Genomic DNA, 15,759 nt, shown 5'->3' with positions numbered 1-15,759 from the left:
ACCCAACAGCCACAGATCGCCCGCACTCTTTGGCCTCCCGGACCGTCACTCGGAATAATCCGGCACTCGGAGTTATGCCGATAATTCCGAGCTCGGAATTAGCGGCATGTGTTCGCGACGAACACGCTGGTGCGGTGGTACGAAGCCGAGCAGGATCCCGAGCGGCTCCTGCCCATTTTGTCCACCTATCTTGGCCATGTCCACGTGGCCGATACCCAATGGTACCTCAGCGGTTCACCCGAACTGATGAAAGAAGCAATGCGCCGCCTCGAGCGCAGATGGGAGGATCGGACATGACCAAACATGCCAGCCTGGCGCCACTCTTGGAGCGCTTTTTCATCCAACGCCTGATGCAACAGCAGCAGGCAAGCCCCCATACGATCAGTTCCTATCGCGACACATTTCGGCAGTTGCTGAAGTTCACTGCACGAACAGTGCATAAGCCGCCGTCTCGGTTGAGCTTCGCGGAAATCGACGCGCCGTTGATCGTTGCCTTCCTTGATGATCTGGAGAACCATCACGGTATCAGCGTCCGCAGCCGCAACCTGCGCCTCACGGCGATTCATTCCTTCTTTCGCTATGCGGCCTTCGAAGCACCCGAGCATTCCGCCCAAATTCAACGCGTGCTCGCGATCCCCAGCAAGCGATTCACTCGAACCCTGGTCAATTTCCTGACCCGCCCAGAGGTCGATGCCTTGCTGGCCGCACCGGATCAATCGACCTGGTCCGGGCGACGTGATCACGCGTTCCTGCTGGTCGCCGTGCAGACCGGATTGCGGCTATCGGAGATCACCGGTCTCAAGCGCGACGATCTGTTCTTCGGAACGGGCGCCCACCTGCGCGTCATTGGCAAAGGGCGCAAGGAACGCTGCACGCCATTCGCAAAGTCTACGACCGCAGTCTTGAGAAGCTGGCTGAAAGAGCCTCAGCGCGGAGAAGAGAGTATCCTGTTTCCCAGCGCCAGAGGTGAGCGGCTGAGCGTTCATGGTGTTCAGTATATGCTGAACAAACACCGCCAGAGCGCTTCTGCCATTTGCCCGTCGCTGAATGGAAAGCGCGTCACTGTTCATCGTTTGAGGCACACGATGGCCATGGACCTCCTGCAGGCGGGCGTCGATCGCGCCGTCATCGCTCTGTGGCTCGGCCATGAATCGGTCGAGACCACACAGATCTATCTCGAGGCGACGTTGGCGATGAAGGAGGCGGCGTTGGCAAAGACCTCCCCATATTCCGGTAAGTCATCCCGCTACCGACCTGACGACAATTTGTTGGGGTTCTTGAACAACCTGTAAATCGGGCAGACTATGTCGGGTGGCTCGGGCGTTTCTGCAGGAAATCTCCATGTTTCTCAGATGCTTGCATTTGAAGTCGTAGCTACCCGACATAGTCCGGCAGGGTAGATAGTGACGGCTATGTCGACCAAGATATAGCCGGCACACGACAGCCGTCCATTTACTCGAATCCGGTGTCGACGTGAACGTCATAAGAGGTTGGCTTGGCCACGTCAGCCTGGATACGACCAACCGATATGCCGAGATCAACATCAAGATGAAGCAGGAGGCGCTTGAGGCTTGCCAGGTGCCTTCAACTTCTTCGGTGGGACCGCCCCGAAGACCAGTCTGGCAAAGCGAGCCAAAACTTCTCGAATGGCTCGCCGGCCTCTGATCGTTATGTGCCCCGCCGTCGGCGAGAACACTGGATCAGCAGGCGGCAGGGCACATAACCGCGCGGGACACAAAAGCCCGATTACGTGCGCCCGGGCACGTAATCAGGGACGATCGCCTTCGTTACTCTGCCGAAGAAGGTGAGTGCCCGGCACTGGCCCTCGATCCAGTCCGGCAGCTTCTGGCTGAAGCTGGCAATGGGCGAAGGTGAAGGACGACGCGCCCAGCACCGCAACGAAGATCTGAGCCTGGCAGATGACGCCAGTATCGGGATCGACGACGGGCACGGTGTGGCCCGCATAGTCGGTCTGCAACACCGCGCCCGCCTCGTGGCGGTTGCGGGACGTTGCGCTCGCCTGACGCTGGAAAGCGCCGAACCGGTCGCAAAACCAAGTGTAGCCATAACCATCGGGATGCGCCGCGCGGTATTCCTGCCACAACAACGCCAGCGTCACGCCCTTGCGCTTCAGCTCGCGCGAGATCATCGCCCAATCGGGCTCGTCCAGATCCTGCGGCGGACGGCCAACCCGGCGAAACAGAAGCCGCTCAAGCGATGCGTCATTGTCACAGCCCGGCGGCAGCGGCCAGTCCGAGATGCCAGCCTCACGCGCCCGCAACAGATAGGTCGAAACGGAAGTCTTGCTGATCTTCAGCCGTTCCGACACCGCACTGCTCATGCGTCAGGCGTAGGATTGATCGTATGTCTTTCACTGTCGTTCGTCTCGCTTGCTTCCGTCTTGGCATGGCCCCTCTCAACCCGATGATGAGAGGGCAAAATGCCAGAACGGCGCTCCCGAGAACCGACCGTTATATCCGCCCTGAAAACTGTCCGGGAATTAGCGGAATCACTGTCCCGTAATTACTGAAATCGCTGTCCGCGAATTAGCGGGATCCGTGTCCGCGAATTTCTGAAACACGCAGACTGTGGAAGGCGGCGCGCTTAGCCGCTCAAGCTAGTAACCGGGGCAGATTACCGGGCGGTGGGGGTTTGCAGGCGCGTGCGTTCGTGATTCACCCTTTGCGTGACGCGGCCTTTATCAACCAAAGACCGCAATATCCTTGTGATGTATGGCTTTTCATGCGATTCTTCGGGCTGGTCTAAGGAGGTGAGAATGCCTGAAATACTTGCAGCGCTTTCCAACATTCGGACTGTTGAAGAAATGATCGCGGCCTTCCGGGATGAGCAGCATTGCCGTCGGTTGCTGGAAAGCATGGTGTGGCCGGATGGCCGGATCTGCCCCGCCTGCGGATACAAACGCTCGATTGCGCTTGCCGGTCGCGATACCGGCAAGCGTCGCGCCCGACCGGGTCTTTATCAATGTTCCAGCGGCGATTGCCGGTTCCAGTTCACGGTGACGACACACACGCCTCTGCACTCCACGAAGCTTCCCTTGCGTGTTTGGCTGAAGGCCATGTGGCTGTTACTGCAATCCGACAAGGGCTTGTCGTCGGTGCGCCTGGCCGAGGCGCTCGGGGTGAGCCAGCCAACGGCCTGGCGGATGGGACATGCACTGCGTCTCATGGTGGCGCGGGAGAACATGCTCGCCGGCACGGTGGAGATCGACCATTTCCATCTCGGTGGAAGGCCCAGAAAGAATCCCGACGACCCGCCTCCGGGCCGCGGCCGGAAAGGCCAGGCGAATACGGACAAAACGCCAGTCATGGCAATGGTGCGGCGCCCGAGTGACGTCATGCCTGGCACTCTGGCCGGTGACGCGCGTGCCGCGGTCGTGACCAGTCTCTCGGCGCGAGCAAGCGAACGCGTCATTGAAGCGCAGATCGAATTGGGAGCTCATTTGATGAGCGACGAGTGGAAGGCATTCATGGCCATTGGTAAGAGCTTTGCCAAGCATGAGACAGTGAAGCATTCCAGCGGTGAGTATGTGCGCGACGCCGTCCACGTCAATTCGGTGGAGGGCTTCAACTCCCGCGTCCGCCGTACCATCGCCGGCGTTTTTCATCATATCAGCCCGCAGCATGCCGACCTGTATTTCCACGAGGTCGGCTTCCGATGGTCGCAGCGCGTCGTCACAGGAAACGTCATTCGCAAAACCCGGCATGGCCGGGAGAGCGTGCGAACCTTGTGGTCGCGCGTGCCGCCTGCGCTGCAATTGACGAATGTTTTTCGCACCGCCACGGGTCGTCAGATGCGCCGAAGCCCGGATGGCGGCATCATCATCAAATCAGCCGTAGCTGTCTTTGGTTGATAAAGGCCCGTGACGCTACCACCGACTGATTCGCTTGAAGGCCTGTCGCTTGCGGAACTCCGCGGGCTGGTTTCTGCGCTGATCGGCGAAGTGCGCGGTCTTCAAGGCCGGGTCGAGAGCCTTGAGATTGAGAACCAGGCGCTACGCGCCGAGAACCAGACCCTGAAGGATGAGATCGCCCGGCTGAAGGACCTGCCGCCGCGTCCCCCGGTCAAGCCGACCAAGCCATCGGGCATGGAGAAGGCGACGCAGCCGACATCTGGCAAGGGCAAGCGCCGCCGGCGCGGCGCCAAGCGCGACGGCGGTCGCGTGAGCCGCGAGGTGACGGTTGCGGTGAGCGCTCCTGCGGGCTCTCGCTTCAAGGGGTATGAGACGATCCTGGTGCGCGATCTGGCGTTGTCGGCCGAGGTGGTGCGCTATCGCCGCGAGCGCTGGGTGACACCGACCGGCGAAACGATGGTGGCGCCGTTGCCGGCGGGGATCATCGGCGGCTGGGGCGCGAACCTGCGCCGCTTCATTCTGGCCTGTCACATTCAAGGCCAGGTGACGACGGAGCGGTTGACGGCGTTGTTGACCGGGATCGGGGTCGACATTTCGAAGCGCCAGGTGGTGCGGCTGATTTCGGAGGGCCTGGAGGCCTTCGCGGCGGAGGACCGTGACGTGCTGCGCGCCGGGCTGGCTACGGCGCCCTGGATCACCGTCGATGATACGTCGGCGCGCCACGCCCACCAGGACGGCTACACCACCCAGATCGGCGATCGCCGCTTCACCGCGTTCCGCACCGGGCGATCGAAGTCACGGGAGGCGTTCCTGGCGACGCTTGCGTGCCGGGCACAGCGATTACTTCATCAATGAAGAGGCCCTGGCCTATATGCGCGGCCGCAACCTCGCCGGTCCGGTGATCGCGCGGCTTGGCGGCTGCGCCGCACAAGGCATTTGCCGACAGCGCCGCATGGCAGGCGCATCTGGCCGCACTCGGCCTCGACCAGCTCGCGGTTGAGCCCAACCCAGTCAGGATCGCCACCGAAGGGGCGATGTGGGGAGCGATCCGCCACCACGGCTTTCTTGGCGATACCGTGGTCGTGTCCGATGATGCCGGCCAGTTCCGCATCGGCGACCATGCTCTGTGCTGGGTCCACGCCGAGCGGCTCGTCCACAAATTGATACCCGTGACCCCGGATCAACGTCAGGCCGTCGACATCATGCGCCAGTTGATCTGGTGGTTCTATCGCGACCTCAAGAGCTACCAGCGTGCTCCTTGTCCGCGCCACGCGGCGGCCCTGCGCGCCCGCTTCGAGCGCCTGTTCAAACGACGAACCGGCTACGTCATGCTCGACCGGCTTCTTGCCAGGCTGCATCGCCGCAAGCATGAACTCCTGCGCGTTCTCGATCGTCCCGAGATCCCACTCCACACCAATGGTTCGGAAAACGACATCCGCACCTTCGTCACCAAGCGCAAGATCTCCGGCGGAACCGTCAGCGAGGCAGGCAAGAACGCCCGCGACGTCCTGCTCGGCCTGATGAAGACCTGCATCAAGCTCGACGTCTCATTCTTCCGCTATCTCGGCGACCGCCTCGGCATACCAACACAAGAGTCGATTCCGCCGCTCCCGGATCTCGTTAGGCAAGCCGCTCAAGCCTGACTGCCCGGTAATCTGCCCCGGTTACCTCAAGCTAGCGCGAGCACGCCGGATGCTGCCTGACGGGAGAGCCGATCACGGCCAGGTTTCCCCTACGAATGCCGATTCTGGAAGAAGACAAGACCACGCGCCGGTGGAGCCAGCGAACAAGTATCTGGGAGGCCCCAGGCAATATGCCGCCCGAGACCAAATGGCAAATGCAATATATTTTACAATTTCTTCACTTTTACAAAGTTTCCGAAAAATAACTTTAACATAAAATAGATCTATGCGGCGCGAGGATGGGTTATAACTCTCCGGAGCCATCGGCATTCCAATTGCGATCCTATGGCGCCGTCGTTTGGTTGAGGAAAAATTATGCTTCAAGAGAATACCTCAAACTCGCTATTTGCCTTCGAAACGCTCGAATCCAACGTGCGGGCGTATTCGCGAACCTTTCCTGTTGTGTTCAGAAAAGCTGCGGGAGCCATTCTCGAGGATGAGAATGGCTCCGAGTATATCGATTTTCTCTCCGGCGCGGGTGTCCTCAACTACGGCCACAATGACTCGGATTTTTTAAATGATGCGAAGAAATACCTGGACTCTGGCGGAATTATTCATGGGCTGGACATGGCTACTTCTGCAAAACGAGAGTTTATGGAGTATTTTGATGAGACAATATTGCGTCCACGTGGCCTGACATACAAATTTCAGTTTCCCGGTCCCACCGGGGCCAATGCCGTGGAAGCGGCTTTAAAGCTCGCACGTAAGGCCACTGGTCGGCAAACTGTAATTTCATTCACTAACGGGTTTCATGGAGTGAGCTTGGGCGCGCTTGCGGTAACGGGTAATCGAACCTACCGAGATGCGGCAGGCGTTCCTCTAGCCGGCGCAGTGTTCATGCCTTTTGATGGGTATTGGGGAGCCGATCACGACACTTCGGAAGATCTGGACAGGTTGATTGCTGATGCAAGCAGTGGGGTCGATCTACCGGCAGCCATCATTCTGGAAACAGTCCAAGGCGAGGGGGGCATCAACCCTGCGAGCCAGGACTGGCTGCAGTCGCTCGAGCGAATTTGCAGAAAGAACGGTATCCTCCTGATTGTTGATGACATTCAGGCAGGTTGCGGACGAACAGGTAGTTTCTTCAGTTTCGAATTTGCCGATTTATCGCCAGATATCATTGTTTTGTCGAAGTCGCTCAGCGGCTGTGGATTGCCGCTGTCCCTTTTGCTGCTCAAACCTGAAATAGACGTTTGGCAGCCGGGCGAACACAATGGAACTTTCAGAGGTAACAATCTTGCGTTGGTGACTGGGACTGCTGCGTTGCGAAAATATTGGACGGATGAAAAGCTGTCTGATGGCGTTGCGGAAACAGGACGCATTGTGAGCGAGCGCCTTCAGCAGATTGCTCAAAGTAGCGGCGATCATAGCCTTTCCATTCGCGGTAGGGGCATGATGCTCGGGCTCGACTGTAATACAGGCAAGCTGGCCGAGAAAATCGTCCACAAGGCCTTTAAAGATGGGCTTGTAGTAGAGCGATGCGGCGCGGAGGACCAGGTTGTCAAGCTTCTTCCCCCTTTGACAATTGACGGGAAGACGCTTCAACGCGGTCTCGACATTTTGGACAGTTCTGTGCACGCAAGCGTCTAAAGCGGATCGAGGCTGTGATGCATGGAGAGTGGGATGTCAATTGGCGGCTGCCGGAATCGAAGGTGCTAAAGGATCACGCCGCGGGGCGACCGCCTGGGCCCGTTGAGGTGTGATATCAGGCGGGCCGCGCGCTTAAGGCATCTCTCATCTAACAGCTTGCAAGTTGCCGACGACGTGATTGGTGGAACATGAACTCGACGATTATGAAATTCGGGGGCTCTTCTTTTCTGCATCCCAACGACTACGGTCGAATTGCTAGGCACATAGCCGACCGACTGGCGGCTGGACAAAACAAAATCGTTGCCGTGGTCAGCGCGATGTCGGGCACCACTGGCAAGCTGAAAGCAGTCATGCTCGACGTCAACAAGCAAGTATCACCATCGAACCTCGATGGGGCACTTGCAACCGGAGAGATGCTCAGTGCCTGCATGTTGGAGGCCGCCATCAGCCGGCTGAGTGTTCCGGTCATGTCTTTGAACGGCTATTCCATTGGAATACGTACGAATTCGGACTTCGGTCGCGCGTCAATAGAAGGCGTAGATTCTAAGCCAATTATGGCAGCATTGCAGGAGCATGACGTTGTCGTTGCCGCAGGCGCCCAGGCAATTGACCAGTCCGGCAGGCTAACGTTTCTCGGCAGAAACAGCTCGGACCTGACAGCTATCGCAATTGCATCCATGTTGGGGGAGCACGCTTGCGAAATCTACTCGGATGTTCCGGGCGTGTATACGGCGGATCCTTATCTTGTCCCAGGAGCACACCTGATTCCGGAGATTGCCTATCGGACAATCCTGCAGATGTCTCGACATGGTGCAAAGGTACTGCACCACAGGGCGGTACATTACGCCGAAACGCACAATGTCACCATTGTTTGCAAATCGCTGACCAGCGACGGAGCCATCGCCGGTACGATCGTAACTGGCCATGGGAAGGCCCGTTCTGTGACCGTAGCTCGCGACATCCCGGTGTTTTCGTGTGCCACCCTTGAAGAATGCGACAACCTTTGCGCGTTTCTTGCTCGACACGACATCAACGCGATCCGCGTGGAGGACAGCCACGCGGTAGTGGTATGCATTATGAGCGATATCGATTTTGCCCTCCGGCTTGTCGCACTGACGGACACTGCCCCGGTGTTCATTGGTTCAAAAAACGTGGTGACAGAACTCGATTCTTCCGTGTCGCGCGTCCATTTGGTCGGCGATTATGACCGCGCCATTTCCCTGGCACGCCAAATCCACGAACGAATGTATCCTGCAGCAGTTGGCGCACCCTCTCGGTGAGAATGGCTGGGCAGCCCTCGGCCTATAGTTCGCTGCTCATTCCTTCAAACAATGCGCCGGGAAGTCCGCGGTAAGCCATTTGGGTCGAAATGTCTCCATTCAACTCTGGATGCCTCCTCATGTTTCAACTGGTGTGCTCGAATTACATGCATTTCCGCGTGCGGAGGCTTCAGTATCCGTCGTTGACGCTGACCCTGATGCTGGTTGCTGGCATGGCGCCGGCGTTTTTGCGCCGTTTTAGCCGTCATGCGGGCGCAGTTCGCCCTTGATGCCAAATTGTGTCGGACCTGCTGGCTGGCTGGCGGGTGCGGGCGGCCACGCCGACCGCCGCTACCGTTGTGATGAAACTGTGGAGGCGCGACTCACGATCCGGATGGCGCACCGGATGCGCAATCTCGCCGCCAAGGTGCTGGAAGACCGCTGACCCGAGTTCAAGGCTCGCGCCACCGCCGCCTACCAGGCCCCCTCGCGCGCCATCGCCCGCGACCTCGCCGCGGGGCTGGTCAGGGATTATGAGATCGAGTTGCCGAGCGCTGTCGCCTGCTTCATGGGCGACTTCGAAGCTGCAATCGCGCATCTGAGAATGCCGATCACTCACCGCCGCGCCATCAGGACCACGAATCTTCTGGAACGTCTGTTCGTCGAGGAGCGGCGCAGGCTAAAGATCATTCCCAATGCCTTCGGCGAGAGCCCGTTCTCAAGCTCATGTTCGGCGCCATGATCCGAGCTGCCGAGCGGTGGCGGGCAAATCAGGATCACCGACTTCGAGCGCCGCCAGATGACCGCCGTCAGGCAGGAACTCGATCAGGAATACGAGGCCCGAAACGGCCTCGACAAGAAAGCAGCGGCAAAGGAGCCCCGCCAGAATTTATCCAGCAGTTCCCGGACTTGACCCGGCCCCGATTCTGCCAGCGCCAGTCACCAGTATCTTTTCACGGCCGCCCCCAGATTTTTTGACCGGTTTGTAGTCGATTGTTTTTGGCGAGATTGAAACTGCGATATTGCTGGGGTTGTCCGACCATTCGAAAAACTGTCTGGCTTGGCCGACGAAATGTCGGCGGCGCCAGCCGAACCGGAGGTGGGGCTCGCCTGCGGCAGTGACGTACGATCGGCGGTCAGATCGCCGTAGTCTGCTGCGAGCAGCAGGCTGCTTCCGCCTGCAACAGACTTTGAAATGGACCAGGCAATAGGCGCCATGGCCGAAGCGTAGCGGTGCAGGTCAACACCAGCCGCCCGGCACACAAATCATTCTCGATGGAGGGTAAGGTCAGCAAAGCCACGCCGTTGCCGGCCGTAGCGGCTTCGATGAGCATGGCGAAAAGGTAGAGTTTGACCACGAGAGGCCCTTTTTGCCGCGATCCCCTGCTCGCGGACCATCCTGACCAGGATTCGGGCCGGCAGTCTGATGCAGGAGAGTTCGTTTCCGCCGGATCAGCCGGCGCCCGCAGAGGATGGTGCTGCAGGCTGGGCGCGGCAGCCAGCACGATGACTTGACGCGCTCCGTCTCGACAAGCCGGATCTTGTAACAGTGACCCGCAATGCCTGTGCTTGGCGAGCTGCATGAACTCGATGCGGAGCGAAATGAAGACGATGTGCTGGCTCATGACGTCTTCTTCAGCGGTCACGCATTGCCAACTCGGGTTGCACGACCTCGAAACGTATGGTCGCGCCGGTTTGCCGGCCGATTCCATCTACGCTGTTCCGGATCGTTTCGACGAGGTTTTCGAGAACAGCATAGGGCGTTCGGTTCTCCCGGCCTCGATGAAATTTCCCGAGCAGCAGCAAGGCGCAATTCTTGTCGCGTCGGGCGCAGAAGACCAAGGAGCCGCCGTCCGCGAGTTCCCGCACCAAAAATGCGTCGTCGGAGGCTATGCCTGAAAGCTGCTCGTAGGCCCGACGCAGCCTTGGTCGAATTGCGACGTAGTCCTCCGAAGATTCTATGACGCCGGCAAGGGATAGATACGGCAATTTTGTCGAGCTCTGCAGCCATACTTCACTTCCGTCGGCTTTAAGAAACATTCCGATCTCCCTGCTGTTTCAGAAGTCACCAGATCGCGCGGCAAAAACAGCCGTTGCCGGGATCCCGCATCAATCCCCACCGGTTTGCCTTCGCAGCTAGCGTTAGATCGCGCAGAAAACGTCCGCGTTAAGGACGACCCTATGATGCCCCCTCCAGGCATCTTCTTCGCATAAGATATGCTCCAGCCGATTCGAAGCGTCAAGAAGAGGGGCGGTGACTTTATAAATAGTTGTTCTGGTGTTCATAATTCTGATGCATAACCGTTATAAAGTGCAACAGTTAAATTCTTGCGGCTGCTAGTATAACGGCTACCTGCCGTTGGGGTGGGGGCGATTTGGAGACACCGGATTTGGAGCGAAAAACTCGACGCCGGCGAAAGCCACTGCTTCCCGGCGAAACGGTGACGACAATTTCCTTGAGATGCGATTTGTCGCCGCAGTAGAGGATCTGGTTGGCAAAATGCCGGCTGAACGGCTCACTTCTCGCCGCACGCGTTGATCGGCTGACGCGTGGCGATTTTGCTGCGGCTGCAGCTGTCATGGACCCTGCGCAGACTAGCGGAAAGCGGACGTAAAGCCAAACCGCAAGAGCCATGATCTCGGCACGGAAGAGGTTACAGCGATAGGGCGGATCGAGGGCATTCGAGCAGGACACAGTTGACGTTACGTGCCGTTGACAAGCCCTTCCTCCATTCCTGAGAAGATGCCGGGACATGACACCTGCTGTCGGGTTTTGTCGAGTACCCGACACGGTGCCTCTCCGCCTGGCATCCTGCTGAACTCTCATGTAAGCCATTAAAAGATATGCAGAATATTTTTTCCAAGGCTTTTATGGCGCAATTGGCGCGATTTTTGAAACTCCCTCGTCAAGCCGGCAGGAGCTGCCGACCGGGCGGAAAACAGCAACCAACCCTTTTCCCCGACACAACAGGAGAGACATAGATGGTTTGCATGACCGTAAGTCAGACTTTGAAATGGTACGGTTTATCGCCCGGTGCCTCGGTTCGTTTTTGCATTCGCAGCGTAAAGGAAAACATCTGCCGCGCCATTGCGCCAAAGGGGACACCGCTGCATCCAATCTGCCCTTAGATGGAGGAATCGTCATGAAAATCCCCGATCAACAGTCCGCGCTGGACCAAACCGCACGAAAAAAGCGTTCCCATGCACTCGACACGGATGTCGGTTACTTAGCCGAGTACTATCGCGACCGGGCCGATACCTACGATCTCTATGTCGGCCGTCAGGGGTATTGCGGGCCTATGGTCGTGGCAGAACTGGCGGCCGCCATCCAGACGGCCTATCTGGCCAAGGAGCGAGCAGTCATCGCAACCCTTGACGCTGGCTGCGGAACAGGCCTCGTCGGTGTGCAGCTGCAACGCCTTGGCTTTCAGTTGATCGACGGGTTCGACCTCATCGAGGAGATGGCCGAAAAGGCCCGACAGACCGGTGTCTACCGACATGTCACAGGCGATGTAGACCTTAACGGCCCACTCTCCGATTACTCCAACGCGAGCTATGACATTACAGTCTGCTGTGGCGTCTTCACGCACAGGCATGCCCGACCGGATGGGCTGCGCGAACTGGCTCGCGTCACGCGCCCTAACGGACTCGTCATCGCGAGCACCCGCAAGAGCTATGCGGAGGCGACATCCTTTGAAGACGAAGTGCGGCGTCTGCAGGATGCGGGCGTTCTTATGCGGGCACTTTGTCTAAGCGATGCCAGATACTACGAGGAAAACGCGCATTATTGGGTTTTCCAGGTGCTTGATAAAGCGAGCAAACCAACGGAGGAGCGGCTATGACACACTACCGCAGATCTCACTGGCGGATCTGACTGTCAATCTGACCCGAAACGGCACCCCCGATCGGCATCCGAAAGGTTTTTGGACACCGATCACGCCTGAAGCAGGTCCCCGTCCCGCGCAGAAACACAGGCACTAAAGATGGTAAAGGCTCTCGGACGCTGCTTGAAGCGAACAGCGTTCGAATCCCCAATGCGGCCGGCGCCGCAGATCCTCAGTTTCATGCTGCGCTCGCCCCTTCGGCTAACCAAGAGTTCGGAAAACTTCCCTGAGTCCCTCAAGGCCAACTGCACATCGCGAACCAACAATCCAACCACAGAAGTACTCGAACCGGAGATGTGGCATGCTGACCGAAACGGCCGCAGTAGACAAGCGAAACAGCGAGTGGGATAACTGGCGTTGGCAACTTGCTAACAGCGTCACCACTTTCGACGCGCTCAAGGACCATATAAACACTACGCCGGAAGAAGAAGAAGTTTTCCGCAAGGTGGGTGAGCAGTATGTTTTCCGGGTAACGCCGTATTACCTCTCGCTGATCAACAAGGAGGATCCGAACGATCCAGTTCGCCTACAGGCTATCCCCAACATCAAGGAACTTGATGACGTCTTCCATGTAAATGAGCTCCCCTCATTTCACCAATCGGGCGTAGATTCCGAAAACCCTCTTTGGAAGGAGGGGAAGACCGACGTGAGTTGCATCGTTCATAGGTACCCAGATCGCGTAGTTTTTCATATTACAAATTTGTGTGCCATCTACTGCAGACACTGCTCACGCAAGGTTCACGCGGGCCAAGACGCAATCGTCAGCAATCGAGCTCTCATCGACAAAGGCATAGCATATATAGCCGAGCGGCCAGAGATTCGGGACGTACTGTTAAGTGGAGGTGATCCGCTGACGATGGGCGATAATAAGATAGAGTACGCATTGGCAAGGCTCAGGCATCTTCCGCACGTTCAGATAATTCGGATCGGCACTCGAACGCCTGTAACGATGCCACAGCGGATCACGCCCGAGTTCTGCCAGATGGTTAAAAAGTACCATCCAATATGGATCAATACCCACTTTAATCACCCCAATGAGGTCACGCCTGAAGCGAAACTCGCTATCGAACGGTTGCTTGAAGCGGGGGTTCCGGTGGGCAACCAATCGGTGCTCTTGAAAGGCATTAACGACTCGGTCGAGGTGATGAAAGAGTTGGTCCATAAACTCCTTATGGCACGTGTGCGACCGTACTATTTGTACCATGCCGACCTGGTGCGGGGCGCTGAGCACTTCAGAACATCAATTAATACTGGCTTGCACATTATTGAGAATTTGCGTGGGCACACCACCGGCTTTGCGGTGCCGCAATATGTAATCTGCACGCCGCTCGGCAAGACGCCACTCAATCCCAACTACCTGATAGGATCTGGACCTGGGTATATCACACTCCGGAACTACGAGTGGAGAACTTGGAAAGATCCGGACAGACTCGACTAATGTAAAAGCGCACCGTTGCTCGCCGGAGCGCGCCGCGTGCAGGATGTGATCGACGGACCGTCGGTGATTGCGCGACTTTAATCCTTTCATGCTTGCCAAATAAAATGGACAGTGGAAGTGCAGTAATAAAGCGCATGCTGCTATTCATGATCGCGTGTGCCGCGGTCCTGATGTTGATCATTCCGGATAAGGACCGTTCTTCTTTTCCTTGCGGAACGCTTCTGCCGCGCGGCGATAAGAAGAAAGATGTCAATGGCGTTCTCAGCGTTCAGCAGAGCTCGGCGTCATAGAGGGCCGTCACACGGCATTTCAGCATGATCGCGTGCCTTGCGACAAACATGTGTGGGGCGACTGCGCGTCAACGGAGAGTTCCGTGCCGACGTCGACCAGTGCAGCGTGTTGCCGAAGGTCAGCGCCTTGGGTTTGTCCGGGACTCTTTCGACTGATCCTGGCCGAGGTCACGGCGCTGGAGTCCGTCTTCGTCCTTTGGCGTATGACGCATCTCTGGATTCCAAAAAGGTGAGCCAGTCTTGGCATTAGCCGTCGATGAGAGAACGTGGTGACGCAGATTCCAAAGGCCGGCGCGACAGCGTGGGCTTCAGCCCCTTCCCGATTAGGGACGTTCGAGGCCCGAATGCGACTGGAGGCCAATGGGGCCGTACAAGGACTTCTAGAAGGGCAGGGCAACGAAGAATGAAAGTTGTTGTTATGGGAGCTGGCGTCGTCGGAAGCACGACTGCCTACATGCTGACAAAGGCTGGTCTTGACGTCACTGTGATTGATCGTCAGGACCGCCCCGGTATGGAAACCAGCTTCGCGAACGGCGGTCTGATGAACCCAAGCGACTCTGGTCCTTGGAACTCGCCCGGCACGGTGAAAAACCTCGGGAAAATGCTCTTCGACGATCATTCGCCGCTGAAGATCAAACCGAGAGCTGTCCCCTCGATGATTGGTTGGGGCCTCAAGTTCTTCGCCAATTCCACGGCCCGTATGCACAAGGCGAACATGATCGCCAACATCCGGCTGGCGCGGCTCAGCCTTGAGACCCTGCGCGCTATCCGCGCAGAAGAGGGGCTCACTTATGACCAGACCGTCCGCGGAACGATGCGCATGTTCCCACCTGACGGACGGATGTCCGAGTTTGTCCAGATGTGCCGGGAGATGGAAGAATGGGGCGTCGTCTTCGAGACGCTCGACAAGGCTCAGATCCTAGAAAAGGAACCCTGCGTCGCGCCGGTCATCGACCGCTACGTCGGTGCTGTTCTGTTTCCTGATGATGAAAGCGGCGATGCTCACAAGTTCACAAACGAGATCGCGCGGGTGGCACAGGCGAATGGCGCAACTTTCTTGATGGACACCGAAGTCCTTGACATCAAGCGGGAAAGCGCGACGACAATTTCACATATTCACACGACCAAGGGAGAGATCCAAGCGGACGCCTTCGTTCTCTCGCTTGGTAGCTACAGCCCGAAATTCTCGAGCAGGCTCGGCATCCATCTGCCGATCATTCCAGTAAAGGGCTATTCGATCACCGTTCCCCTGAACGGCTGGCAAGGAGGGCCGACACGTCCGATCATGGACGACGGCCTCCATGCGATGATCACGCCTATGGGTGATCGCCTGCGGATGGGCGGTCGCGCCGAGTTCGCCGGCTACGATACCACGGTTGACATCAAAGAAGGGCTGCGCGTCCTTGATGATGGCTTTAAAATGCTGCCGGAGCTCAAGGACCATGTGAATGCCGACTCCGTTCTAAACTGGAGCGGCCTGCGCCCGATGATGCCGGGCGGTCCGCCTGTGATCGGCCCGACCCGCTACAACAATCTGTTCCTGAACACCGGCCATGGGCCGCTCGGCTGGACGATGGCCTGCGGGTCGGCCCGCATAGCTACAGATTACATCACTGGGGGCCACCTGACGACCGAAGCGGTCGCACCGGAAAACTATGCGCTCTGAGCGTAGTGTCACGGTCGCGCGATCAGGCCGGTCTCCGGAAGAAAAAGCCACGGCCTATCGTCAGAAGGGCACGAAGAAC

General features: G+C 57.9%; 11 protein-coding genes and 4 pseudogenes. 12 read left to right on the top strand and 3 right to left on the bottom strand.

Translation table 11 applies throughout. The features are described from left to right. Nucleotides 1-102: 102 nt before the first annotated feature. The 3 genes and pseudogenes from ACZYHG_RS32160 to ACZYHG_RS32150 all read left to right on the top strand — a co-directional run. A pseudogene (locus tag ACZYHG_RS32160) lies at nucleotides 103-297 on the top strand (tyrosine-type recombinase/integrase); the annotation flags it as partial. Beyond that, a complete protein-coding gene (locus ACZYHG_RS32155) occupies nucleotides 294-1,292 on the top strand; it encodes a site-specific integrase (protein ID WP_464614953.1) in 999 nt (332 codons plus the stop codon). The pseudogene ACZYHG_RS32160 and the gene ACZYHG_RS32155, both read left to right, overlap by 4 nt. A gap of 181 nt (nucleotides 1,293-1,473) precedes the next feature. Then, entirely contained in the window at nucleotides 1,474-1,665 is a 192-nt protein-coding gene (locus ACZYHG_RS32150) for a hypothetical protein (protein ID WP_464615135.1), read from the top strand. A gap of 102 nt (nucleotides 1,666-1,767) precedes the next feature. Here the strand turns inward: ACZYHG_RS32150 and ACZYHG_RS32145 are convergent. Then, nucleotides 1,768-2,408, bottom strand: a pseudogene (locus ACZYHG_RS32145) (transposase); the annotation flags it as partial. A gap of 368 nt (nucleotides 2,409-2,776) precedes the next feature. On the opposite strand from ACZYHG_RS32145, the gene ACZYHG_RS32140 reads away from it, so the two are divergent. The 6 genes and pseudogenes from ACZYHG_RS32140 to ACZYHG_RS32115 form a co-directional block, all read left to right on the top strand. Beyond that, a complete protein-coding gene (locus ACZYHG_RS32140; protein ID WP_464615134.1) occupies nucleotides 2,777-3,871 on the top strand; it encodes an IS1595 family transposase in 1,095 nt (364 codons plus the stop codon). 42 nt (nucleotides 3,872-3,913) lie between these two features. Next, a pseudogene (locus ACZYHG_RS32135) lies at nucleotides 3,914-5,514 on the top strand (IS66 family transposase). Between the two features lie 354 nt (nucleotides 5,515-5,868). Then, on the top strand, nucleotides 5,869-7,143 hold the full coding sequence (ectB, locus tag ACZYHG_RS32130) for a diaminobutyrate--2-oxoglutarate transaminase (RefSeq protein ID WP_464615133.1): 1,275 nt from the start codon (nucleotides 5,869-5,871) through the stop codon (nucleotides 7,141-7,143). Between the two features lie 188 nt (nucleotides 7,144-7,331). Next, entirely contained in the window at nucleotides 7,332-8,423 is a 1,092-nt protein-coding gene (locus ACZYHG_RS32125; RefSeq protein WP_464615132.1) for an amino acid kinase family protein, read from the top strand. A gap of 119 nt (nucleotides 8,424-8,542) precedes the next feature. Continuing rightward, the gene (locus tag ACZYHG_RS32120) at nucleotides 8,543-8,692 is read left to right on the top strand and encodes a hypothetical protein (RefSeq protein ID WP_464615131.1); all 150 of its coding nucleotides are present in this window, start codon (nucleotides 8,543-8,545) and stop codon (nucleotides 8,690-8,692) included. Between the two features lie 104 nt (nucleotides 8,693-8,796). Further along, nucleotides 8,797-9,315, top strand: a pseudogene (locus ACZYHG_RS32115) (transposase); the annotation flags it as partial. Nucleotides 9,316-9,538: 223 nt separating this feature from the next. Here the strand turns inward: ACZYHG_RS32115 and ACZYHG_RS32110 are convergent. Together ACZYHG_RS32110 and ACZYHG_RS32105 are read right to left on the bottom strand one after the other, a co-directional pair. Continuing rightward, complete coding sequence (locus ACZYHG_RS32110) at nucleotides 9,539-10,027, bottom strand: type 2 periplasmic-binding domain-containing protein (protein ID WP_464615130.1); 489 nt, start codon at nucleotides 10,025-10,027, stop codon at nucleotides 9,539-9,541. A 10-nt stretch (nucleotides 10,028-10,037) separates the two neighbouring features. Beyond that, the gene (locus tag ACZYHG_RS32105) at nucleotides 10,038-10,442 is read right to left on the bottom strand and encodes a hypothetical protein (RefSeq protein WP_464615129.1); all 405 of its coding nucleotides are present in this window, start codon (nucleotides 10,440-10,442) and stop codon (nucleotides 10,038-10,040) included. 1,103 nt (nucleotides 10,443-11,545) lie between these two features. Here ACZYHG_RS32105 and ACZYHG_RS32100 point away from each other — a divergent pair. The 3 genes from ACZYHG_RS32100 (at nucleotide 11,546) to ACZYHG_RS32090 (ending at nucleotide 15,680) form a co-directional block, all read left to right on the top strand. Further along, a complete protein-coding gene (locus tag ACZYHG_RS32100) occupies nucleotides 11,546-12,244 on the top strand; it encodes a class I SAM-dependent DNA methyltransferase (protein WP_464615128.1) in 699 nt (232 codons plus the stop codon). Nucleotides 12,245-12,587: 343 nt separating this feature from the next. Further along, complete coding sequence (locus tag ACZYHG_RS32095) at nucleotides 12,588-13,724, top strand: KamA family radical SAM protein (RefSeq protein WP_464615127.1); 1,137 nt, start codon at nucleotides 12,588-12,590, stop codon at nucleotides 13,722-13,724. A gap of 546 nt (nucleotides 13,725-14,270) precedes the next feature. Next, a complete protein-coding gene (locus ACZYHG_RS32090; RefSeq protein ID WP_464615126.1) occupies nucleotides 14,271-15,680 on the top strand; it encodes a D-amino acid dehydrogenase in 1,410 nt (469 codons plus the stop codon). Nucleotides 15,681-15,759: the final 79 nt, after the last annotated feature.

This window comes from Mesorhizobium subarcticum (assembly GCF_055456085.1).
This window is presented reverse-complemented; position numbering and strand designations above follow the sequence as displayed.

What these genes read in the sequence shown, in the direction of transcription:
- ACZYHG_RS32155 (WP_464614953.1), top strand. Translation starts at nt 294, where the DNA reads ATGACCAAACATGCCAGCCTGGCGCCACTCTTGGAGCGCTTTTTCATC.
- ACZYHG_RS32140 (WP_464615134.1), top strand. Translation starts at nt 2,777, where the DNA reads ATGCCTGAAATACTTGCAGCGCTTTCCAACATTCGGACTGTTGAAGAA.
- ectB (WP_464615133.1), top strand. Translation starts at nt 5,869, where the DNA reads ATGCTTCAAGAGAATACCTCAAACTCGCTATTTGCCTTCGAAACGCTC.
- ACZYHG_RS32125 (WP_464615132.1), top strand. Translation starts at nt 7,332, where the DNA reads ATGAACTCGACGATTATGAAATTCGGGGGCTCTTCTTTTCTGCATCCC.
- ACZYHG_RS32120 (WP_464615131.1), top strand. Translation starts at nt 8,543, where the DNA reads ATGTTTCAACTGGTGTGCTCGAATTACATGCATTTCCGCGTGCGGAGG.
- ACZYHG_RS32110 (WP_464615130.1), bottom strand. Translation starts at nt 10,027, where the DNA reads ATGAGCCAGCACATCGTCTTCATTTCGCTCCGCATCGAGTTCATGCAG.
- ACZYHG_RS32105 (WP_464615129.1), bottom strand. Translation starts at nt 10,442, where the DNA reads ATGTTTCTTAAAGCCGACGGAAGTGAAGTATGGCTGCAGAGCTCGACA.
- ACZYHG_RS32100 (WP_464615128.1), top strand. Translation starts at nt 11,546, where the DNA reads ATGAAAATCCCCGATCAACAGTCCGCGCTGGACCAAACCGCACGAAAA.
- ACZYHG_RS32095 (WP_464615127.1), top strand. Translation starts at nt 12,588, where the DNA reads ATGCTGACCGAAACGGCCGCAGTAGACAAGCGAAACAGCGAGTGGGAT.
- ACZYHG_RS32090 (WP_464615126.1), top strand. Translation starts at nt 14,271, where the DNA reads ATGAGAGAACGTGGTGACGCAGATTCCAAAGGCCGGCGCGACAGCGTG.